Origin of the sequence: Promicromonospora sp. NPDC057488 (assembly GCF_042802395.1) — a bacterium.
Classification (GTDB): Bacteria; Actinomycetota; Actinomycetes; order Actinomycetales; family Cellulomonadaceae; genus Promicromonospora.
Map to the genome: position 1 here is coordinate 94855 of NZ_JBHVEG010000001.1, position 22464 is coordinate 117318.

General features: G+C 66.9%; 17 protein-coding genes. 5 read left to right on the forward strand and 12 right to left on the reverse strand.

Features of this window, described 5'->3' with window-relative positions:
• The first annotated feature begins 36 nt into the window (after positions 1–36).
• Both ACFU5G_RS00420 and ACFU5G_RS00425 read left to right on the forward strand, forming a co-directional pair.
• Positions 37–1107 carry an acyl-CoA dehydrogenase family protein gene (locus ACFU5G_RS00420; RefSeq protein WP_377239587.1) on the forward strand — a complete coding sequence of 357 codons (1071 nt, stop codon included), beginning with the start codon at positions 37–39 and terminating at the stop codon, positions 1105–1107.
• Between the two features lie 992 nt (positions 1108–2099).
• Entirely contained in the window at positions 2100–2384 is a 285-nt protein-coding gene (locus ACFU5G_RS00425) for a hypothetical protein (RefSeq protein WP_377239589.1), read from the forward strand.
• Positions 2385–2584: 200 nt separating this feature from the next.
• Here the strand turns inward: ACFU5G_RS00425 and ACFU5G_RS00430 are convergent, their stop codons facing one another.
• Together ACFU5G_RS00430 and ACFU5G_RS00435 are read right to left on the reverse strand one after the other, a co-directional pair.
• A complete protein-coding gene (locus ACFU5G_RS00430) occupies positions 2585–2938 on the reverse strand; it encodes a VOC family protein (protein WP_377239592.1) in 354 nt (117 codons plus the stop codon).
• A 23-nt stretch (positions 2939–2961) separates the two neighbouring features.
• On the reverse strand, positions 2962–4005 hold the full coding sequence (locus tag ACFU5G_RS00435; RefSeq protein WP_377239594.1) for an aldo/keto reductase: 1044 nt from the start codon (positions 4003–4005) through the stop codon (positions 2962–2964).
• Positions 4006–4077: 72 nt separating this feature from the next.
• Here ACFU5G_RS00435 and ACFU5G_RS00440 point away from each other — a divergent pair, with 72 nt between their 5' ends.
• Entirely contained in the window at positions 4078–4614 is a 537-nt protein-coding gene (locus ACFU5G_RS00440; RefSeq protein WP_377239596.1) for a TetR/AcrR family transcriptional regulator, read from the forward strand.
• 430 nt (positions 4615–5044) lie between these two features.
• Here the strand turns inward: ACFU5G_RS00440 and ACFU5G_RS00445 are convergent, their stop codons facing one another.
• Positions 5045–5518 (reverse strand): NUDIX hydrolase, encoded by a 474-nt coding sequence (locus ACFU5G_RS00445; RefSeq protein WP_377239599.1) that lies wholly within the window; start codon positions 5516–5518, stop codon positions 5045–5047.
• 523 nt (positions 5519–6041) lie between these two features.
• Between ACFU5G_RS00445 and ACFU5G_RS00450 the strand changes: the two genes are divergently transcribed.
• Positions 6042–6524 carry a hypothetical protein gene (locus tag ACFU5G_RS00450; RefSeq protein ID WP_377239602.1) on the forward strand — a complete coding sequence of 161 codons (483 nt, stop codon included), beginning with the start codon at positions 6042–6044 and terminating at the stop codon, positions 6522–6524.
• Positions 6525–6757: 233 nt separating this feature from the next.
• Complete coding sequence (locus ACFU5G_RS00455; protein WP_377239604.1) at positions 6758–7039, forward strand: hypothetical protein; 282 nt, start codon at positions 6758–6760, stop codon at positions 7037–7039.
• Positions 7040–7824: 785 nt separating this feature from the next.
• On the opposite strand, the gene ACFU5G_RS00460 is transcribed toward ACFU5G_RS00455, so the two are convergent.
• The 9 genes from ACFU5G_RS00460 to ACFU5G_RS00500 form a co-directional block, all read right to left on the reverse strand.
• Positions 7825–8361 (reverse strand): hypothetical protein, encoded by a 537-nt coding sequence (locus ACFU5G_RS00460; RefSeq protein ID WP_377239606.1) that lies wholly within the window; start codon positions 8359–8361, stop codon positions 7825–7827.
• Between the two features lie 585 nt (positions 8362–8946).
• On the reverse strand, positions 8947–10941 hold the full coding sequence (locus tag ACFU5G_RS00465) for a SigE family RNA polymerase sigma factor (protein WP_377239608.1): 1995 nt from the start codon (positions 10939–10941) through the stop codon (positions 8947–8949).
• A 428-nt stretch (positions 10942–11369) separates the two neighbouring features.
• On the reverse strand, positions 11370–11660 hold the full coding sequence (locus ACFU5G_RS00470) for a hypothetical protein (RefSeq protein ID WP_377239610.1): 291 nt from the start codon (positions 11658–11660) through the stop codon (positions 11370–11372).
• Positions 11661–11732: 72 nt separating this feature from the next.
• A complete protein-coding gene (locus tag ACFU5G_RS00475; protein ID WP_377239612.1) occupies positions 11733–12527 on the reverse strand; it encodes a hypothetical protein in 795 nt (264 codons plus the stop codon).
• 443 nt (positions 12528–12970) lie between these two features.
• Entirely contained in the window at positions 12971–13342 is a 372-nt protein-coding gene (locus ACFU5G_RS00480) for a hypothetical protein (RefSeq protein WP_377239614.1), read from the reverse strand.
• 212 nt (positions 13343–13554) lie between these two features.
• Positions 13555–13920, reverse strand: a complete 366-nt coding sequence (locus ACFU5G_RS00485; protein ID WP_377239616.1) for a TetR-like C-terminal domain-containing protein — start codon at positions 13918–13920, stop codon at positions 13555–13557.
• Positions 13921–14007: 87 nt separating this feature from the next.
• Complete coding sequence (locus ACFU5G_RS00490) at positions 14008–14376, reverse strand: hypothetical protein (RefSeq protein WP_377239618.1); 369 nt, start codon at positions 14374–14376, stop codon at positions 14008–14010.
• Between the two features lie 797 nt (positions 14377–15173).
• Positions 15174–18935, reverse strand: a complete 3762-nt coding sequence (locus ACFU5G_RS00495; RefSeq protein ID WP_377239620.1) for an ALF repeat-containing protein — start codon at positions 18933–18935, stop codon at positions 15174–15176.
• Positions 18936–19110: 175 nt separating this feature from the next.
• Positions 19111–22344 (reverse strand): trypsin-like serine protease, encoded by a 3234-nt coding sequence (locus ACFU5G_RS00500; protein WP_377239622.1) that lies wholly within the window; start codon positions 22342–22344, stop codon positions 19111–19113.
• Positions 22345–22464: the final 120 nt, after the last annotated feature.

The following is a 22464-nucleotide window of genomic DNA, read 5'->3' on the forward strand; positions in this document are numbered from 1 at the left end:
ATGGCGCCTCTGCGTCGCGGCTGATTGAGTCGGACTGTGACAGAAGACGCCACGGAGGCCGGCCTCCTCGAGGTCCTGCGTGCCCACGCCGAGAAGACCGAGCAGGACGAGCGCCCCTCGCCGGAGAGCCTGGACGCTTTGCGGGCCCTCGGGGCTCTCGCGTTGCGAGCGCCACGTGCCCACGGCGGCGCCTGGGCGGACACGGTGGCCGTCGCCCGGCAGCTGACCGCCATCGGGCGAGCATGCCCGTCGTCTGCCTGGGTGGCCGGGACTTCGGCGACCGCGAAGAATCTCGCCGCCCACTCCTATCCCGAGGCTACGGCAGCGGAGCTGTTCGCCGATCCGGACACCTTGTTCTGCGGTTCCGGCAGCCCGGGCGGCCGCGGCGAGCGCGTGCCCGGCGGCATACGCGTCACCGGTCGCTGGCCGAACGTCTCCGGGTGCGAGGACGCCGTATGGGCCGGCGTCGCGCTGATAGTCGACGGTGCAGTCCGCTTCGCCGTCGTACCGGTGGCAGAGCTCAGCGTGAACCGGACCTGGCACATGGCAGGCATGCGAGGAACAGGTAGCCACACCCTGGTCGCGGAGAACCTGATGGTGCCGGACGAGCGGTTGGCGGCAGCGGTTCCGTTCGGGCCCAGCGACCGGATTCTGTACGCAATGACCGTGCTGGGCCCAGTGGTAGGGGCTGCGCAGGGAGCGCTCGACGCGACAACCGCGATGTTCGGTTCGGACCGCAAGCCGTTCATGACTGCGTACTCTCGGATGGGAGAATCGCCCGGCGCACGGCATTGGCTAGCAGAGGCGGCTTATCTTGTGCACCGCGCAGAGAACACCATGCTCGCGGCCGCCAGCAGGGCGGACACGGGCGGGCTGTCCGACCTGGACAGTCCTCGGCTGCACCTGGATCTTGCCGATGCCGCACGGGACTGCCGTGCTGCAGTCGAGCTGATGCTCGACCTGCACGGCGCGAGCGGCTTCCGCACCACGAGCCGGCTCCAGCGGCTCTGGCGGGACGTCGCCGTCGGCAGCCGCCACCCCCACCTGAACCCGTACCTCGCCACCGAGAACCTGGGGGCGGCGCTGGTGGCACAGCTCCCAGACTAGGCGACCAGTCCGTTCGTACTGGCCGCGGGCGAGCGCATCGCTGGTTGCACTCGGTTCTGGCAGCGACACAGCCTCACCTGGGGGCACTGCGACGTGCGAACCGCGCGTCCACCGAAGATACCCGCCCGGGCGAGAGCAGGAGCGCGATGCGGGTCGGCGGCGACCTACGGCGACCCGCACCCCAGCGGTACGGTCCACGGCGGACTGCAGGTCCGCGCTGCCCGGGCTGTCGCCCACCACGCGAACCTCCACGGTCCCTGCGTCCACGGCCACGAGCGTCTCGCTGACCACCGTCGCAATGGTGGCGACCGCCGTGACGATCGCCATCCAGTGCTCGTGCGGGACCCGGCGCGTAGCACCTTCCGACCCGGGTTCCGCGGGTGGTGCCGATGGTTCCGGTGCGGCAGGCGACGACGGCATCGACAGCGACCTCGTTCTGAGAAGGGCCCATCAAGGACAAACGGCGCATTCAGCCCAGGGGCTGCCACCGACAGGAGCACACCACCGCGCGGTGCCGCGGAAGAGGACTCGAGGGGACGGGCTATGTACGGTTGGTCAACCAATGGGACGTGGACGGGTTGTGGCAGTCCTCGGCATCCCCCAGACCGGCAACTGGGGTGGCGCGCCGGGCGGAGGCCGACCACACGGCCCTGACACCCCTGGGCTGTGCTGTCTGAGCAGGTCCTGCTCGTCTGGTCCCGGGATGCGTCCCGCGGTGGATGCCGTTCAGTACGCAGCGGGGTGAAGTCTGCGGAGATTGCTCGACCGTGCAGGGTGGGCAACGTTACGTTGCGCCACGACATTTCAGACACGGAAGCACCGCGCCGAGCAAGCGACAGCAGCCATGGTGTCGGGTTTCGCGGACGTCTCCCACCGACCGATCAGGGTTGAAGTGAAGAACCTCCGAATGAGAAGGGCGATGACTTCAGATGTCTGAGAGCCCCTACAGGAAGCGATCACCGTCCGTCGACTGGTTCTACGGGGTGGCGTGCTTGCTCGGCATCGCGATGTTCCTTGTCGGGCCGTTCGTCTGGTACATCAGCCTGTGGTCCGGATCCGGACTGAGCAATCGCATCGAGGGCGCCACGCCCGGTGAACGCAGGGCCTTCGACACCGCGGTGTTCATGTGCCTGCTGTTCGCGGTATGGATCTTTGTGGTGTGGAGAATCGACATCCGCCGGAGCAACAACAGACCAGTTGATGGTGGGTTCGCTCTCGCCGTCCTGGGCGTCCTCGAAATGGTGGCCATGATCGGCGCCCTTGTCCTAACACTGTGACTTTGGTGGGCTTCTGAACCGGCACGTGCGGGGTGCGCGTGCAGGACAGCTGTGCTCAAGGCTCGACCCAATGGTGCAGCGAGAAGCCCGAGCAAGGATCTGGGCCATGGGCCGCACCAGGCGCACGGCGATCCCTGCAGAACCGGCGCAGACGCCCAGAGATGGGTGATCGTGCCAGCGCAGAAACCCGAGCCGCCAATTCAAGCGCGGATGCAGAAGGGGTGTCCGGCAGGGTCACGCAGAACACGGTGCCGCTCGGGGTTCGGCTGGCGCTCCTCCTTGGTAGCGCCCAAGGCGAGGGCTTCGCGCTCGGAGGCGTCGAGATCGTCGACAGTCACGTCCAGATGCATCTGCCGGGAGCCACCGAACGAGGGCCCGGTCGGGGGTTGGTAACCCTCGACGCGGACAGCGCCCAGGAAAAGACCTCCCGCCTGGACGGCGCAGTAGTCGGGGGTCTCGACGACTACGTCCGCGCCAAGGAGGCGTGCCCAGAAAGAGGCAAGGCTGGACGGATCGGCACAGTCGACATTGATGGCAGCGACAGCAGCAGACATGGTGACTCCTTCGAAGAGAGCGGTCAGGCGACCGGGATGGTGGGGACGTCGAGAAGGGAACGGTCCCCATCGGTGCCGTGCGACAACGCGGCGGCCACGTCCTCGTGCGGCGCGCCGAGCCGGATCATGCTCACCTGGTCGAGCAGCCGGTAGTGCTCAGGATCAAGGTCGACGTCCAGCGCGCCGAGGTACGTCTCCAGATGTTCAATCGTGCGCGGCCCCACGATGGGCATCAACGATGTCTGTGCGAGCCCGGCACGCCGGCGCAGCCACGCCAGGGCCACATGGATCGGGCTCAACCCCGCCTCATCAGCGACCCTGAGCACCACGTCGACGACAGCGGCACGCTGCCCGCCTTCGTCGACCGCTCCCTCGGCTGTGAGCCGGCCGGACTCGCCACGACGGTACTTCCCAGTCAGCAACCCACCGGCCAGCGGCGAATAGAGCACCACCCCGAGCCCGTGAGCCTGCGCCATGGGCAAGATCTCCCGCTCGGCGGACCGTTCGGCCAGGCTGTACTCGGTCTGGATACCAACCAGCAGTGCGGGGTCGGTCAGCTCAGCGCGGACGGCCGCACCAGCGGTCCGCCATGCCGGGAAATTCGACAGCCCGCCGTAGCGGATCTTCCCCGCTCGAACCAGGTCCTCGAACCCGGACAGGATCTCCGACATCGGCGTCACCCCGTCCGGGAAGTGCGGCATGAGCACGTCGATGTAATCAGTTCGCAGGCGGCGCAGACTCTCCTCGACCGACCGAATCATGACCTTACGGCTGTTGCCCGTAGTACCCGGTCGCACCTCGTGGCTCCGGCTGCCGGTGTACTTGGTGATCACGACGAAGTCGTCGCGCCGGTTGCCCAGAAGCTCGCCGAGCAGGGTCTCCGCTTCCCCGTTCCGGTAGATGTTCGAGGCGTCGAAGGTGGTGCCGCCGGCTTCCACGAACCTCTCGAAGATCGCCCGCGCGCCCTCCGCGCCCGTCGCGGTGGGCCCCGTGCCGAAGTTGGCCGTGCCCAGCACGTACTCCGAGACCCGCAGGCCCACTCGTCGTCCGAAGGTCTGATAGCGCATCGTGGTCGCCTCCTGGGTCACGGTTGTGGTTACCCTGAGGACCCTAGCAAATAAAATGAAGGCTCATTCACTATGCCAAGAGTTAGTCAGGCCCACCTCGACGCGCGCCGTCAGCAGATCATCGACGCCGCCCGCGTGCTGTTCGCGTCCCGCGGTTTCGCTCGGACCTCGATGGCCGACGTCGCGGACGCACTCGGGCTCTCGGTCGGGTCGATCTACCGATACTTCGAGAGCAAGGACGACGTCATCGTCGCCATCTGCGAGCAGTCGAGACAGGCGCTTCCTACCGAGCTCACACCAGAGGCGATCAGTGACTTCTTCGAGCACATCCGCGCCCGAGCGCGGGACGAGGATCATGCCCGGCTGATCGCCCAGATCTACGCCGAGGCAGCTGTCACGCCAGTGCTCGCGCAACTCGTCGCGGGCCAGCTCGATGACCTTCGTGACGCGATCGAGGCACTCCTGCCGCGCCATGAGGAGGCTCCCAGGAAGCAGCTCGCGGAAGTCTTCGTGGCTCTGTGCCAGGGGTACATCGGACAGCTCGCCGTTCGCGGTGATCTCGACCCAACCCCGTTCGCTGCCGCACTGAACACGCTCACGGCCCCGTGAGGCACTGGTCTCGACGCAGCAGTCGATCATCTGGGCGCCGGGACGGCACCACTCCCCAGCACAGGCTGCGCAGCTGCCGCATGGTGGGGCCGTCCTCGTCGCGCTCCAGCACCGCGCGGACATCGCCGGGCGAGGCGACACTTCCACAACGGGCCGAGCTCCTCGCTGATGGGCTCGGCGGTGTGGAACCGGTCGGCGAGGTCCTGGTCAGGACGCGCGTTGCCGCATCTGCCGCACATGATCGCCCAGCCTGGCCTCGCTTGGGTGCGCTCGCGCGACGCCCACCTGGATCGCGCAACATGAATGCGGACGATCTTCCCGTGGTAGCCGGAGGCACTGCCATGGTTGGAAGCGCCGAAGGTCGCCAGCGGCGAAACCACCCGCATCATTCCCGCTACAGGGCCGGCACGACTGTGTCGGGTTACGCCCGTCAGCTCAACCAGGGCTGCATTCGCGAGTTGTCGAGCATGTGAGTGATCCTGAGCCTGATCGACGAGTGAATATTGAGGGCGTCGAGGCGATCGAGCGGCTGCCAGACCACTTCCGACGACTCAGACGACGTTCGCGCCTGACCACCGATCACGTTTCCGGTCAGGCAGATCGAGAACTGGGAACGGACCTCTCCGTCGGAGTACGCCACGATGTGGTTCGGATCTGTGTAGATGCCGACCTGCCCAGTGATCTCGACGTCGTAGCCTGACTCCTCCTTCGTCTCGCGGACTGCCGCCTGGCGGACCGACTCCCCCGGCTCCATGGCACCACCAGGGATCGACCAGAGGTCGTTGTCCGTGCGGTGGATCAGCAAGATGCGGTCCACCTCATCGCGTGCGATCACGCTCACCGCTGGAACGATTGAGTTCGGCTTGGGAGCGGACGGATCGTTGAAATAGTCGATGCGCGCCATGGAACTCACCCTCTCGCGGGGCGCGTAAGGGAGGATCCGAGAGCCCAGACCCTCACGAAGCTGTCGAGATACATGGCAAACGCTCGATCGCCAAGCACGCCGACCAGATCGTAGCCGCCCGCCGGCACGCTCCACCAAGCACCGTTGCAGGACAACCCGGTCGACCTGCTGATGCTGCACCGCTGCGAGACGGCCACGGTTGACCGGTTGCCAGAAACCTCCCGTTCCAGCGGCTGAGGAGGCCACGGTCAGACACCGGCCGGGTAGTCGGCCTGGACCGGCCTGAGGTTCGGGCATCGCACGTCGAGGTGACCGCATAGCGGACTGCTCTTGTCAGCCAAAGAACCACCCTGCAACTTGAACTTCGCGCTCGTCACATGCTGTAGCAGATTGCCGCCCGCCTCGACGACCTGCGTGGGCTGATGAATGTGCGGTACCGAGCTGCCCGGGAGCGGTCCCGAGAGCGCGTCGTTACGGTGCTTGCGCGTGCGACCGGCACGTACGTCGATCGAAGGAGACTGGCATGATCACCGCACTTCGCAGGACATGGGGACGGCAGGCTGTGACGTTGGTGACAGCGCTTACCGTCGCGCTGCCTGTGACCGCCGCCGCAGCGGTCCCAGCAGCGGCGTCCCCGGTACAGAGCGTGGCGACGCAGACGACGCCCGCCGCGGCGATGGCCACCGCGTGCTCCGGCAACCGCATCGTGCACAAGGCGATCAAGGTGGGTTCGGCCACGGTCGCGTGGCTGAACGTGTTCCACGACCGCAGCAGCGGCACCAAGTGCGCGATCACCTCGCACAGCAGCCGGACCTGGGGCAAGTGGGCCTACACGCAGGTAGATATCTGGACGAGGAGCAGCGCGTCGAGTGTGGGCGGGGACTACCGATACAACACCGGTCCAGCATCGGTCGGCGGCGTCAACGGCGTCTGCGCCGGCGCAAAGGGCTCGATCAAGTGGCGCGGCAAGACACGGGTGGTAACCGTCCACTCGCTCTGCGGCTGACGGTTTCCCAGCCGCGACGCACAAGAGAGATCCCTAGCCGGGATGCCTCAATTAGCGGCTGGTCCGATGATCTCGGGCGGCTGACGGCGCGACCTTCTCGGATGGTTACCCCTCGCGCCGTCGGCCGTCCGGGCGGACTTCCCCGAGCGTGTAGGTGATGAGCCGGGCATCGCTGCGTTACCGGTTGATAGACCAGCCCTCGCCCTTCGTGTAGTTGTGAATAGGCCGCTGGTGTGGTTCAGGACCTGACGGACGGAGATCACGGCGCCGCCAACGAGGATCTCGAGCCAGATCGAACCCGACACACTGCCGAGATCGTCGAGCGGGGACGCCGTGTAATCCAGCTTGGCGATCGCCGAATCTCCGGGGATTGGGATTTCGCGATTGACAGTCAACTCGCACTCGCTAACGAAATCGAGAAAGACGTGGCAATCGTCCGAATCGGCGCGCAGGATCTCGTTGGAGACGCCATCAACGAGACTGAACTTCCACGAAGTGGTGAATCCTGCGTATGAGACCAGCATGAGGGATATCCACTGCGGGTGGGACAGGGCGCGGACCTAGCCGGTTCACAGCCAGGCCCGCGCCAAGTTGAGTTACCAGCCGGTACCCGGGTTCGTGTGTCTCGACTCAAGCCCTCTATGCGCTGAGTTTCCGATTCCGCGTCCATTACGCCTCATCGAGGGCCCTCCAGATCCCGGAGGGCCACTCTGACCGGCGCCTTCGCATCACCCACGGCAGATCACGACACGCGATCAAGCCCGCCCAGGACCGACCGCCGAAAGTGCGACAGAGCCGGAAAACGTACAGTCCCAGACCCCGCAGGCCGGGCCATTGCTGGTCGAGCCTATCGAGACCCCGTAGTCATGGTCGTCCCCACCAACGAGGAACTGGCGATAGCCCGGTAGGCCGCCGCCCTGGTCGGGTCGGCGTAAGGCTGCTCGCTCGTACAAGTAGGGCCCGGCGGCGAGGCGTCTGCCTGCCGCCGGGCTCTACTCGTGCGCCAACCCGTCCGGCTACGCTGTGGCCAGCTCCGCGACCGGTAGCTGCTCGGCGACGAGGGCCTGCGGGCCTGCGGGCCTGCGGGCCCGCAGGCATGCGGGATCACGATGCCGAACTCCTGGTCGTCGGCCGTGACCGCGTCCCAGACGGAAGTACTACTTGGGTCCAGGAAGAAGAGGTCGAACTAGTTGCCTGGTCGGGACTTGCGGCTGCGCAGGGTCAGGGCCAACGACGCACCCCGCGGGCTTGACGACGATCATTTCTTGGCGATTTATGCGGGCAAAAAATTGACCATACCTCACGATTCGTAAGCCCTGAACGCAGGGCCGTCGAGGTCGAGCAAAAAAGTCGAGAACAAGCCTGGCTCGATCTGCCGCGCCTTAATCTTCCAGAGGAACTCTGCGACCCCCATTTCATACCGCTCCCAGCGCAACCCCTCCTCGCTGCCGATCAGTATCGGATACGTAGCCCGAGACTCACGAGCGTCGACCCACCAGTATATTTCCTCGCCACCAGCCGTCGACGCCCACGAAATGAGCCGGACGCCTTCGGGCATCGGATCGGCAGGGGGAGACCCGCCTCCCTGCCAGAAATCCTCCAGATCGCCAAAACCGTAGACCGAGTCCAGCAGGTTATTGTCCCCCCATTGAGAACCCGGGACGTAGACAGCAATGTAATCGAACCAAACGCCACCACCTCCGGCCTCCAATAGTTCCCGAAAGTCCTGCGGAACTTCCATCTCTAGTACCCGCCGAACCTCAGCCCAATCGAGGTCGATAGAATATTGAGTCTTAGGCAGATCGCTCTCAACCAGCTTAGCAACAAAGGGTTCCACGAATTATCTCCAGCCAAACATTAGGCCATCACTTGATGCTGGGCGCGGATTAAGACCCCGCTGGCAACGTCGGGACGGCGGGAGCTAGGGCGCGCGTGCCACCGGCCGGCGGTGTAGTCGGGACAGCTTCAACCCGCTCGTTCTCTGCGGCGACCTGTACTGCTGCGGCAGGTGCCGCGACAGGCACCTGCCATGCGAACCCCCGTGAGGCAACCACCAACCCACTGAGGGCCCCTGAACGACGCACCACTACCTCCACACCTCACGCCGCCCTGACATGGCGAACAAGGACAGCAGCTGGGCAGTTCCAAACGCACACCAGATCCAAATGCCGCGGCGGGGCCGCAGCGCTCGGCGGTTGCGGTAAAGAGGCTAAACGAGCCCACCGCACGAGTGCACCCAAAATCACTCACCAGGGCAGAATCACACGCGGGTAGTGAGTGGTCGGTAGTGGGTGATTTCTTGGCGATCAGTGTCCTGTCGTCCGCCCGAGGTAAGAACGCGGTCCCTGCCCGGGATCTGCCCCTGCCTCGTGCACCTCGCCGCTCCGCGGCTTGCTCCCCGGTGTCCTGAGTGTTCGCCGGCTCAGCCACGCCCCAGGGTAGGGACCACGGTGGCCTCGACGAGCCACTGGCGTGAGCCCGTGTCCTCGAGCCAGGCTGTGCGGTCGCCGGACAGGCTCGCCGCCACCGAGCTGCCCGGGTAGCGGGCGAGGTCCGGGCCGTCGTAGCCGGATGCGGACGCCTTGGCGCGGTACAGGTAGGACGTGTCCGCCGGGTTGTCGGACTCGATGTCCGTGCTGGTCCAGGAGAGCAGGCTGCCCGAGGCGCGCAGGTTGTCGACGGCGCCGCCGTCGAGCCGCACGACGCTGTCACCGTCACTGGTGCGGTCCAGGACGTAGAGGGCGCCGCCGGTCCTGGTGCCGATGGGTACGACCGTCCACGCGACGACGTCGTCCGAGACGGCCGCTGCGGTGACCTCGGCGGACGGGTCATGGTCGATCTCGACCAGCACGGTTCCCGTCACGTCCCCACCGGCTAGGCCGTCGAACAGCCGGATCGAGGTCGTGCTGGTCCCTTCGCCCCCTGGGGTCCGGACCGCGGCAATCACCTCGTCGTCGTCCGCGGCGAGCGCGGTGACCCCGATCGCGAGCTCGACCGGGGTTCCGTCACCGTCGAGCGTGGTGGCGTACAGGCGGGTGTCGTCGGCCGTTGGTCCGGCCGTCCACAGGGCGTGCTCCTGGGTGGTGGCGATCAGCCACAGCCGTTCCTCCGTGGTGGTTAGGGGGTCGACCACTGTGGTCAGGAATCCGTCGGAGTCGATCAAGGTGCGCACGAAGCTCGCGCGGGGCGAGGTGTTCTCGGCCGCGTACTCGCTCCAGACCACTCTGTTCCCGGTGACGGTGAGATCGGTCGGGGTCACGGTAGCGCCCTGGTATGACGTCAAGCTGGTACCCGAACTGCTTGCGCCCAGCGCCCAGGAGTTTTGCACGATGCTCGGGCTGCCGGTCCTGCGGTTCTCGCCGAACTGCCAGAGCAGGCCCGCATCGGTCAGCCCTCGCGGCTCGGGCAGTGGTTCCCCGTCAGCGGAGACCGGCACCCCCGACCGGTCACGGTAGCCGGGCGTCGCCGGCTCGACGTCGACGTCGTAGCAGCTCAGAGAGCGCGCATCAGCAGCGTCCACCACTACGGGATCGCCCAGCGGGCCGACGTCCTCGCCCGTCTCCGAGGGACGGGTCGGCGTGGGCCTGGGCAGCTCTTCCGGGCAAACGACGGGCGTGTTCCCCGTCGGGTCGAGGTCGGGTCCGGGGATGCGGCCGTCCAGCAGTCGGGCGATAAGCTCCCCGCCCGGGAGTACCACCGGGCCGACCCAGGGCAGCGGGACCGGCCCACCGGTCAGCATCCCAAGCGCCAGCAGGGCCGCCATGCACACGACCCCGGCGGCCTGCCGCTTCCGGCGTCGCCGTAGCGCGTCCCGGCTTCGGTCGAGCACGGCCTGCTCGTCGACGACCACCGGTTCGACCACCTCGGCCTGCGCGACGAGGAGGTCCCGCAGACGGGCCAGCCCGCGCGAGTTGGCCGCCTTCACCGTGCCGACGGCGATCCCGAGCTCGCGGGCGACCTCCGCCTCGGGCAGGTCCAGCAGGTGCCGCAGCACCACGACCCGCCGCTGGTTGACCGGCAGCTGTGCCAGCCCGCGGACCAGCTCGTCGCGCAGCAGTACGTGTCCGGCATGGTCCGCCGTCGGCGCGATGGGGATGTTGTCGTCGCCCGGGAACGACTCACGGTGTGCGTGGCGCCAGGCGTCGATGCGCAGGTTCACCAGGATCCGCCGGGCGTAGGCACGCTCCGTGCCGGGCCGGACCCTGGCCCAGGTGCGATAGACCCGCTCGAACGTCGACTGCACCATCTCCTCCGCCCGGTGCCGGTCACCGCACAGCAGGTACGCGGTGCGGTGCAGGTAGGTACTGCAGTCGCGGACGAACGCGGTGAACTCCGCGTCCCGAGTCCGCGGCACCTCGACTCGCACGTCGAGCGGCGCATCGCCGCCTGCCGCGCCGTCGCTCGCTGGCGCGCTCACCCGAACTCGCTCGTCATCGCTACGCTCTCCCGCCTCATACCCTCCACTACGGCAAGCTTCTGACAAAGGTTGCGCCAGCACCTCGATCGAAGACATGGTCGGTTCGGTGGCGTCGAGGGTCCCGGGCGAGCGGTCCACTAGCGAAGACGCCGGAGATCATGTAGGCAGCGTGGTAGTACCCGGTCGGCATGCGCGCAGCCTGGACTCCCTTCGTGGTCGCCGTCGGACGGACCTTCGCCCACGTGCGGTAGACACGCTCGAACGTCGAATGGACCAGTTCCTCCGCCGGTCCCGGTCCCCGCGCAACGCCGTGAACTCAGCATCACAGGTCCGCGGCACTTCGACGAGCACAGCGTGCCCGCCCCGACGTCATCCACGCTTGCCCCGCTCTCCCCCTCATGCCAGCCTCTTCGGGAGGGTGCCGATCGTCAGAGCGGCGGATTGGTCCAGTTGATTCCCCAGCCATCAACGAGGATCTCGAGCCAGATCGAACCCGACACACTGCCGAGATCGTCGAGCGGGGACGCCGTGTAATCCAGCTTGGCGATCGCCGAATCTCCGGGGATTGGGATTTCGCGATTGACAGTCAACTCGCACTCGCTAACGGAACCGAGAAAGACGTGGCAATCGTCCGAATCGGCGCGCAGGATCTCGTTGGAGACGCCATCAACGAGACTGAACTTCCACGAAGTGGTGAATCCTGCGTATGAGACCAGCATGAGGGATATCCACTGCGGGTGGGACAGGGCGCGGACCTAGCCGGTTCACAGCCAGGCCCGCGCCAAGTTGAGTTACCAGCCGGTACCCGAGACTTCGCCAACGCTGGCGGCGCCGCTCGAACGAGTCTGAGAGAATCCAGGGCTGTTGTATCCGATATTGATCAGGCCCCAGGCGATCGACACCGAAACAACGGTACCTCCGTCGTTCCCTTCGAACAGAGTCTCAGCCTGCAACGACTCCTTGACGTTGGCAGGACATGAACTGATGTCGTAATCGACCCCAAGCATACCTCGGTCGGTGAGATTCTCGAAGTTCGAGACTTGATCGTAGACGTTCCAGACCGGACCAGCCGTGCCGGTTCCCCCGCTTCGCAGCGAGAGACGATCAGTCGTGAAGAAGCCGTTCCACGTCGCGGCTGAGCCAAAGTAGTTGCTATACGTCCCACAGTTCTTGTTCAACTGAAGAGAGGCTATGTCCTCGGGCGAACCTTGGCCGATGAAGTCATCTCGCCAGTTCCACTCACCGTATATCTGCACCGTGTTCGGATCGAAAGACCCAAGATCGACGACTGACACCAGGGTCGTGAAGGCGTTGGCCGGCCAGTCCAGCGGGCCAGCCACCCCTGACGGTAGCCTGTTCGAGAGGTCAGCGGCCTCGTCCGGGGTGACCGACCGCCCCGTACCATCCGAGATATTGATCGATCCACCGTAGCTCTCGACAAGGGCTGCAGCACCCTCCCAGTCTCCTGGGTTCGCGCGCATGTACTCTACGAAGGACAGGCCAGCGCCAGCGTGCTGATCCCCGGTCGGCGGTTGGCTCGCATTAGCCGCCGACGCCGTTGCCACAGCAAGCAACGCCGCCGTCACGCCCGTGACAATCAATCGTTTCCCCATCCATCCCCCGGTCGTCGTTGTGTTCGCTCACAGACTGTACAATTAGGATGTACCGGACATGGCAGGATTGCAGCCCCTTGACGGAGGATTGATTTTATGGCAGCGAACCGCGCGCCCGACCAGATGGACCTCTCGCGCATAACCTGGGTCGAGACGGTGGCGGGCTCCAAAATTAAGGTTCGAAGTGCCACACTCGACCGGCTCACGTTCGGCCTGGTGGAGACATGGGATGAGCCCTGCCTTCGCATCACAACATCAAGTGGCGCCACTTGCCTCGTGCCGCTCCGAGCCATCGCGCGGGTAGATCTGCGAGAGGACTGACTCGCCAAGATACGAGCCATCCCCTCCTGTTGAGGGCACGGGCTTCGGGCGCTTCATCCCGCAGGGCTGGTGAGTAGTTTCTGCGACACTCTGCATCAACGATGCAATCTGGGGCACTCCGGAATCAGGTCTGCGATCACGTCTTCGAGGTAGATCTGGCAACGACCATGGATCCAGATCCCCGCGCCATCTCGCGATTCGCAGTTATGGGTGCAGGGAACGATGACTCCATCGGCACTCGTAGCCGGCCGTGAACCGGAGATCGCGCGAGAGCCGTCTGCGTATTCGACGATCGTGGCTGTACCACCATCGCGTTCCTCGGTCCAAGATCTCACTTCATTGGAGCCCGTGGCTGAGTCTGGGAGCTCACCCCGTTCCAATTGCGCGAGCAGGCGCGGGCGGGCCTCGTTGTCGATGCCCAGATCGATAAACCTCTGCTCAAGAACTGCGCGCTCGTCGCTGCTCAACACATAGACGCCATCCGATCCGCCCGGGGCGAGATCAGCACTCGCCGCTGCGGGCGTGGCAGAGCTTGCCACGACAGCACACATCAACCATGAGTGCGCCGAGGATGTGGTGCAAAGCACGTCGACTCATGTAGCTCCTCTCTTGCGAAGACGTGGAACATATCGGACACATGCTAGCCTCAGGCGACAGTCATGACAAGACCACTTTCAGGTCACGCGTCAGGCAGTATTTCTTGATGTGATACATAGCAGGACTGCGAGCACCTCGTCACGGCCACCCGTGTCGGCCAGCGGCATCGGACGGCAGGACCTCGCAGGGCGTGCCGCCCGACCGCCCGCGCACCGTCAACCCCCAGGTCGCCCAACCGCCGCTGGGCGATCGGCGAGAACACCAGGTCCACGGCCAGGTCGAGGTCCGAGTCCGGGTCGAGTTGCCCCGGCTCCTGCGCCCGGCCCAGCCTGCGCTTCTTGAGCTCCTGTATCGGCCCGTCCAGCCACTCGCGGTAGACCCCGGCGAGGTCGGCGCCGCTCCCGGCAAACGCGGCACTTCGGATGACGCGAACTGGGACACGGAGCACCTGCTACATCGGGTTCGCGACGAGACTCGCGACGATCCACCAGCCAAGCAGGATTCCGATGGACGAGCGCTGCGGCTTCAGCGCCAGCTACTCGGGCGCCAGGCGGCCCGGTGTCTCGCATCGCAGCACGCAGGAAAGGTATTCCTGGCGCGCGCGGATCCAGTTCGCCGGGGTACTACTGAGGAACGATCCGTTCAGGTATCGCTCCCTGCACAGCTTGCGGCACGAGGATGGCGCCTGCTCACCCGGAGGCAGTGCGAACTCCGCCTGGGAGTCCGCAGGATCCGAAGAGTCGCGCTGATTGAAGAACCTGGAGAGGGCGTCATCGAAGGGGTGCTCTTCCAGCGCCACCATCATGACCTCGTGGTCAGCTCTTCGCAGTACCCGCTCTGTGCGCAGTTCCTTCTCGAGTTCCGCTATGCGCTCGGCAGGGGTCTTGCCCGTCGTCTCAGTCACGATTCCTCCTGTGCTTCGAGGGTCGGTCGCGTGATTTCTGACGTGCTTCGCACGTTACCCCTGCAGCGACTGAAGTGCCGGTCCTGCATCAATCCAGGGCCGATAGGCACTGTTACGTCTCATTGCAGGCACAACGAGCGGCTTCGACCCGCGCTCGGCGCTGCGCACCGCCCCCGCGCGCCAACGCCACCTGGGCAGGATGGCACCTATCGAGTACAAGACCGTCATGCTGACCAGCCCTGGCCCTCGCGGCCTGAACCTTCAGAAGACACGTCAACCGTTCCTGGGGCAGTCCCAGCGTGTCACGTGGCGCTGGCCTCGCGGTTCGCCAGTTGGCTTGACACCCGTGGGGAACCGTGGGGAATCGAACCGGCGTGCCGGCACCACGAGGGCAGTAGTTGGGAACTGCGACGTGCTGTCGTGATCCTCGACGAGCAGGACCCGTGTGTGCTCACACTGATGGCAACTGGCCACAGTGTCGAAGACCACGACGAGACTCAGATCCATTCGGCTCGACACTCCGGATTCACACGTCCGTGCTGTAGCCCAACATGCGCCCTGTCAGCGTCGGACATCCTGCTCGCCCTGATCTCTCTTGTCGTCGCTGCTCTCCCGCGGGCCAAGCAGTCACGACGTGCGTTGCCGATCTGGAGTCGGCTGCTGCCGGTGCTGGCCACACGACGTGGACTGGCGTGACCGTCCGATCCCCCCAGATGGCTATCCACCTAGCGACGGACAACCTGCCCCCAGCACCATATGTGCTTTCGGGAGCAGGTTGTCGGACACGCTCTTGGTCGTCACCGTCGATAGAACTGCACGATCGTCCCGTCCCGCTGCAACGAGATCACGTAGATGTATCCGTCGATCTGGTAGCTGAACGCCGAGACCGAGCTGTGCCCCTCGAGGAACTCGCGGATCCCGGCCTCGTTGTGCTGCACGACCTGCGCCAGGTAGCGGTCCAGGTCCGTGACGGTGTCGGTGGGTGCGAAGTACCGCTGCACGTTGGAGGGCAGTGCCCCGAAATAGTCCCATGTCTGGCGGCTGAGCACGTCGACCATCTGGTCGGTCGACATGTGGACGGTTCGCCCGCCGACATCGAAGGTCGGCGGGGACCATGACAGATCGTCCAGGGCGTCACGGATGCGCTGCTGAACGCACTGGGCCGGCGACATCCCGCCGCTGTCCTCGACATCCAGGCAGGCGTTGGCCCGGTAGCTCGCGATGAGCAGGGCGTTGTCCCGGGCCAGGCCCGTCAGGCCGGGTGTGGTCCAGTACTCCTTCCAGGCGGCGTGCCAGGCGTCCCAGTACTCCTGGGAATAGATATCAGGCAGTTCGCCGGTTGCGTACCCCATGACCTCACCGATCGCATCGCTGCACGCCTTGGACTTCCCACACAGCTCGTCAGGGAAGTACCTGAGCTCGATGTCCAGCAAGAACAGTGCGAACGGTTCCGCGAGGTGAACGGCTGACCAGATGGAGTCCCCCAGGAGGCCGGCGAACACGGAGTCCAGGAACCCGTAGTCCCCGGCGTGAGAGAGACATCTCTCGGCCACCAGCCCTTCTCCGAAGATCGCCGTGCACAGGTCCGCGTTGATGTAGACCATGTAGTACGGCTCGAAGTCAGCCTCGACCAACTTCACGACCCCTTCCCAGATTTTCTTCTCGCATGCCTCTGCCTCCTCGGCTGGACGGTCGAAGCATCCGCCGTGCAGGGCTGGGAGATTGATCTTCTGGGCCGCGTCGTCCATGACCTCGTCGATCATCGCGTCGTACGCGAACTGGTAGGCCAGCTCGGCATGAACCGCAGCCTCCCTGGCGTGTTCACCCGCCTCGATCGCGTCGTTCCACGCCTGCAGCGCACTTCCGGACGCCTTTTGGGCGAACCCGATGGCCCTGCTGTGGGAGGCCGCTGCCCAGGTGGCCGAGCGCGCGGCCGCTTCTGCCGATCCTCTGGCCTGGGCGGCTGCTTTCTGTGCGATGTTGGCCGAGTTCTTCGCGGCCACCGCCGACTCGCTCGCGCGAACCGCGGCCTCATTCGCCGCCTGGGCATGCCGACCGGCCGTGGATGCCGCGTCGGCCGCCTCGTCCGCGTACACCGCAGCCTCCTCGGCCGCACCGGCGGCCCGCGCGGCTTCCGCCCAGGCGTACTTCTCGTTCTCGGTCGCTTCAGCCGCCACCTCGGCAACCTGGAGCACCAGGGAGCTCATCGTCTCCTCGTGACTGGTGGTCCGACGATCACGGGCTGCGGCCTCATAGCGACCGACCTCGAGGAATCGCTTCCGGTAGGCCGGCGGTCCCTCCAGCGCCACCTCCGCATTGATCCGCAGCTCGCTACCCTCAGGTGCGCTCTGGAAGATCTGGGACACCTTGATCTCGGCGTCCGCCTCCCGCGCTGCGTACTGCCCCGTCTCCAGGAACTCGTGCAGCACCGCCGCCGAGCCGTCGTCGAGAGCGACCGTTGCTGCATCGATCGTGTGCGCGTCGCCCGCTTCGCGCGCCGCTGCCAGGACCCGGGTGGTCTCGAGCTCGTCCTCCTCGCGTCGCTCCGGGTAGTCCGGGTGTGCCAGGAATGCCGCGACCTCTGCATCGGATCGAGCGGACACGGCCTGCGCCGCAGCAAGCATCGCCAGTGAACGGGAGGCCGCCACACCGGCGAGCGTGGTGCGGTCATCCATGCCCTCTGCCGCACGCAACCCGCCCTGAGCGAACGCGAGGACCTGCTCGTCGTGACCCACCAGAGCCGTCCGCGCCGCTTCCCGCGTCCACGACCCACTCGAGTCCACCAGCCCCAGCGCCGCCTCACGTGCCCGAGCGACCGCGGTCTCGCCTGGCGTGTCCGGATTCGTCGCGACCTCGATCGCGGCGACTACCCCCGCCGGACGCTGCTGCGTCCGCGGCGTGCTCAGAGTCGGTACGTCGATCTGCTCCGCCTCCTGGACGAACCGGGCCGCGTCACGAGCGGCCTCGACAAGCTGTTCGCGTTCACGGTCCAGACGCAGCCGGTCCTGACGCCGTGCCTCCGCGAAGATCTCCTGCGCCTGTTGTGCGGCGGCTCGCGCAGCCTCTGCAGCAGTGGTCGCATCGTCCGCGTGCTGCCGGGCACGATCTGCCGCGTCCGCGGCTTCGCCAGCATGTTCGGCGGCGTCCTCCGCAGCTTCGGCTGCAGCGCGCGCATGTACTGCGGCGTCCCGGGCCGCGTTTCGGGCCTTGACGGCCTGATCCCGGGCATACCTGGCGAAGGACACAGCCTCCTCGGCCGCATGCTGGGCGCGCGCAGCGGCCGCTCGCGCACGCTCGGCCGCCGCGTACGCCGTTGCCGCGTCAGCACCGGCAGCAACCGCAGCCTCCGCGGCCTGCTGCGCGGCGGACGCCGCATCAATGGCATGACTGACGGCGGAACCGGCAGCGGTGATCGCGGCCGTCACCTGATCCAGTGCCGCCAATGCCTCGTCCATGGCCGTCTGGGCGTCGTCCGCATAGTCGGCTGCTCTGCGCGCCTCGTACGCCTTCTGCCGGGCGGTGCCAGCAGCGTCCCGGTCGGTGCGCGCTGCCGCGGCCGCGGAAGATGCCTCTGCTGCCTTGCGTTCGGCCAGAGAAGCCGCCATCGCAACCCGGACTGCCGCACTGGCAGCAGTGCGTGCCGCCGCGGCGGCGTCGTTAGCCGCACCCACAGCGGCGCCTGCGGCACTCGCGGCGCGACGCGCAGCCTGCGCCGCCTTTGCCGCCGCGGCCTCCGCCCGACGCCGGTCGTCTCCGGCCGCCTGTGCCTCCTGGCGCGCCGTGGCTGCGGCCTTCTTCGCCAGTGCCGCTTCCTCCTCGGCGCGGTCAGCCTCCGCGGTGGCGGCACCCATCGCGGCCCGGGCCTGACTGCCAGCGTGCTCCGCGGCGTGCAGGAGGTCGGTAACGGTCGCCTGCTCGTGATCCCTGGCCGCGGCCACGCCCCACTCGACGTCGAGGAACCGGATCAGTGCTTCCTGCCGGCCGTCGTCAAGTGCCGCGGCGGCAGCCTCCTTGACCCGGGGGCCACCGGCGGCATGGGCCTGGTTGACGCGGAGTTCGACGTCGACCTCCTGGGCGGTCACCCAGCCGCTCTGGAGAAACTGCTCCTGGGCTTCGGGAGTGCCCGCATCCAGCGCCACCTGGGCCGCCTGCTTCACCTGCGGGCCACCCATGGCGGCCAGCTGGTTGATCCGGATCTCCTGGTCGGACTGCCACGGCTCGCGCCAGCCTTCGGTCAGGAACGAACCGAGGGCTTCGGGGTCCTCGGCGTCCAGGAGCGGCGTGAGGGTCTGCTGCATCGCCGGGCCACCGCTGGCGAACAACTGGGTCGCCAGGATCTCACGGTCAACGAGCTCACGGGTGCTCCACTGGCCGTGGACGAAGGCGCACACCTCCGCCTCTGTTCCCAGGAGGGCCTGCTCAGCAGCTGCCCGCACCTGCGGAGCGCCCGCGTCGCGTGCCGCAAGCACCGCAGCCCGTGAACAAACTGGCGACGGCTCGGCGGCGCTGGCCTGAACGGACCGTGGCGCGACACCGGGAACGATCAGGCAGGCTGCCACGGCGACAACGAGAGCCGTACGTGCCGCAAGTCCCGAGACCGTGCGACTCTTTCTTCGAACGGGGTTGTTTCCCACTGTGGGCCCTTTCTCGTTCTTGTGACTTCAGGGTGGCGCCGCGCCGAGGAAGTCCGTCCTCCCTCGACGCGGCGACCGTCGGTTCGTTGATCGGGTGGTGTCAGACCTTGATCTGCAGGAGAACCGTGGGCTCAGACGCAGGATCAGCACCGATTCCAACCGGGGTGTACGAGTCGGGGTCACCGGTGATGGTGACCGGCTCGTCCGACGGCGTGTCCACGACCGCGGTGAAGTCGTGGCCCGTTCCGGTCTCGTACCCGTCGCCGCGGATGGAGAACACGTTCGGCACACGGAGGTCGATCCGGCCGTGGTCGCCTCGGACCACGAGGCAGAGGGTCCGGGCGCCGCCTGATTCGACGGTGTATCTGACCCGCATCGCGCCCACGCCGTCCTCGTCGGGCACCGTGGCGCAGTCGACGTCGACGACGATGTGCCCGTCGCCTGAGATGAGCTCGATGCCGAGCTGCTGCCCGATCCGCTCTGCGTCCGGGTAGGCGAACCGCTCGACCAGCGACGTGTCCCCCATCGGTCGTGAGACCGTGGCGGCCGAGTCCGGCTGTCGGGTGCGGTCCAGGACCACCGCCACCTTCTGGGCCGGGCGATACGCAAGGATGTGCGCCTTGCCGGTGCTTGCGGCATCCACGCTGAGCAGTCGGTCCGCCGTGGACCGCAGGGTGAAGCCACCAAGTCCGCCGGCCTGGTCGGGTCGGATCTCGGTGAATCCGCTCGCGGTGGCCGTCCGGATCCCGGTCCGGGTCGTGCCCGGCGTGTACGCAACGAGGTCGTCCTGCTTCCCGTCATCGTCGTACGCGGTCGCGATCACCTGGCTGGTCGTGCTGCCCAGCGCGGACCAGGTGCCTTCGTTCTCCTTGGTGTACGCGGAGGAGTCGTCACGGCTGACGACCGCGTACTTCTGCGCGGTACCAGGCCGGTAGACGAACAGGTCGTTCGGCTTCCCGTCGTGATCCCGGTCGAACGGCACCACCCGGTCGCCCGCAGCGAAGGTCCAGCCACCCAGCGATGTGGTGTGCGGCAACACGTACGCGAAGTCCGGGCCGGCCACCACGGCGGCGGTGCCGCCGGCTCGCGGGTCGTACTGCATGATCTCGTCCAGGCGGCCGTCACCGTCGTAGTCGACCGGGACGAGCTGCGGGTCGGTCCCACCGTTCACGATGCCCCACGCGTTCTGGTACTTCTTGACGAACTGGCCCGACGTGTCCCGGCTGTACACCGCGACGTTCCGCACCTCGGCAGAACCCACACCCGGCCGGTAGACCAGCAGATCGTCCAGCTTCCCGTCACCCTCCAGATCGAACGCGACCATCTTGTCCGCGGTGTTGTCGAGCGGCCAGTCTCCGATGCCTGTGCCGCGGTAGACCTCCGCGTACGCGCCGTCCGGACGACGTTCGGCGATGACGACGAGCCGCCCGCCGGGCCGGTACAAGACCACGTGGTCCGCACGGCCGCTGTGGTCGAAGTCGTACGCAATGACCTTGTCACCGGCATTCGAGAGGTCGAATCCGGCCAAGCCCGTCGAGCTCTGGTGCGCGAGCTCGTACTGGCTCTCGCCACGGTCGAGCCGCTTGATGGCCCAGGCACTCTTCGCCCCGGGCCGATACCCAAGCACCAGAGTCCGCGACCCGGTGCCCGGCCCCTCGAACGGGACCAGCCGGTCGGCGCCGTTCGTCAGGTCGAACCCGCCGAGGCCACCGTCGCGCGGCCCTGCCAGCGGGACGTAGGTGTCGGTCGCGGCATCCCAGGTGACCACGCTGACCTGGCCGAAGCCACCGCTCACCGGGCGGTAGGTCACCAGGTCGTCGTCCAGCCCGTCGTGGTCGTAGTCCATGGCGACCACCTGGTCCGCAGCGTTGTTCAGGGACGCCCACGTTCCGGTGTCCACCGTGGCGTAGGGGGCGTCGCCGTCGCGGCTGACCACCGAGTACTTCTGCGCTGTGCCCGGACGATAGAGGAGCAGGTCGTTCGACTTCCCGTCGTGGTCCCGGTCGAACGGGACCACCCGGTCGCCCGCAGCGAAGGTCCAGCCGCCCAGCGACGTCGTGTGCGGCATCAGATAGCCGAAGCCCGACCCACCCACCACCGCCGCCGTGCCACCCGCCCGCGCGTCGTACTGCATGACCTCGTCCAGCCGGCCGTCACCGTCATAATCGACCGGAACGATCTGCGGGTCCGTCCCACCCTTCACCTGGCCCCAGGCGTTCTCGTACTTCTTCACGAACTGCCCCGACGAGTCCCGCCCGAACACCGCGACATTGCGCACCTCCGCCGAGCCCACGCCCGGCCGGTACACCAGCAGATCGTCCAGCTTCCCGTCACCTTCCAGATCGAACGCGACGATCCTGTCCGCGGTGTTGTCAAGCACCCAGTCACCCAGCCCGGTCGTGCTCTGGAACACCCGCTCGTACGTCGAGTCGGCATTACGGCGCACGACCTGGAGGAGCTTGGCGCCAGGCCGGTACATCAGCAGATGATCCGCGCTCCCGCTGTGCTCGTAGTCGAAGGCGACCACCTTGTCGGCGGCCGAGGACAGGTCGTACCCGCCGATGCCTGCCGTCGTGCTTCGGTACTCCCAGCCGAACTGCGAGCTGAGGGCCAGCGCGTTCCGCTCTATCCAGCCGCCGAGCCCGTCGAGGCGCGCCACGGTCGTGACCGCTGGGGCCTCCGCATCCTCGGCGAGACACCGCGACCGGTCCGAACCGACCACGAGTCCCAGCAGCGCCGCCGTGCCAGTACTCGTCACGGGGGCACCGGCGTCACCGAGGCACGCACCCGCCGCGCCATCCGCGCCCGTCCACGCAAACGTGGCTGCGCCCACCTCGCCGACGACGCCGGTGGTGTACTCGGCGACGTCGGGCACCCAGGTGTCAGCCGTACGGCCAAAGCCGCCGATCGTCGACGCCGTGCCAGCGACGGGGACGTCCGACGTGACCGAGGCCTGCGCGAGACCCGAGGTTGGCAGTACGAGCCGCACCAGCGCGACGTCACGGTCCGGGTGCGGAACCACTCGGTCTGCCTCGACCGCCCGTGCCAGGACACCGGCGTGCGTGCCGCCCACGACCACCTCAGTGGGCACCGGCGGTCGACCAGTCGTCAGCGACCCGTCGTCCCCGGCGACGCAGGAGGCCAGCGTCAGCACCCACTGGGGACGCACCAGGGCGCCCGAGCACGCACGCTCCTCACCCAGCCGGACGTGCACCAGGTAGGGCGCGTCCCCGGACGGAACTGGGTCACCCCCTGTCACCGCCGTGGCCGGGGCCGCCAACCCAGCCAAGATCGTCGCCGCACCCACCAGCGCGGCACACAACCGTCGCAACATGCCAGCCTCCATACGTGTCGAGTTCCGCACAGCCGCGAGCAACTGGGCGCGCAACGTCGGCGGCGCAGCAGCCTGATGGCGCCGACGCCCAAGGTAGGCGGACCCAGTTGCAGGAAACTT

Coding starts and splice junctions, on each gene's coding strand:
- ACFU5G_RS00430 (WP_377239592.1), bottom strand. CDS start 2,938: ATGTCTGCTGCTGTCGCTGCCATCAATGTCGACTGTGCCGATCCGTCC.
- ACFU5G_RS00435 (WP_377239594.1), bottom strand. CDS start 4,005: ATGCGCTATCAGACCTTCGGACGACGAGTGGGCCTGCGGGTCTCGGAG.
- ACFU5G_RS00440 (WP_377239596.1), top strand. CDS start 4,078: ATGCCAAGAGTTAGTCAGGCCCACCTCGACGCGCGCCGTCAGCAGATC.
- ACFU5G_RS00445 (WP_377239599.1), bottom strand. CDS start 5,518: ATGGCGCGCATCGACTATTTCAACGATCCGTCCGCTCCCAAGCCGAAC.
- ACFU5G_RS00450 (WP_377239602.1), top strand. CDS start 6,042: ATGATCACCGCACTTCGCAGGACATGGGGACGGCAGGCTGTGACGTTG.
- ACFU5G_RS00470 (WP_377239610.1), bottom strand. CDS start 11,660: ATGCTGGTCTCATACGCAGGATTCACCACTTCGTGGAAGTTCAGTCTC.
- ACFU5G_RS00500 (WP_377239622.1), bottom strand. CDS start 22,344: ATGTTGCGACGGTTGTGTGCCGCGCTGGTGGGTGCGGCGACGATCTTG.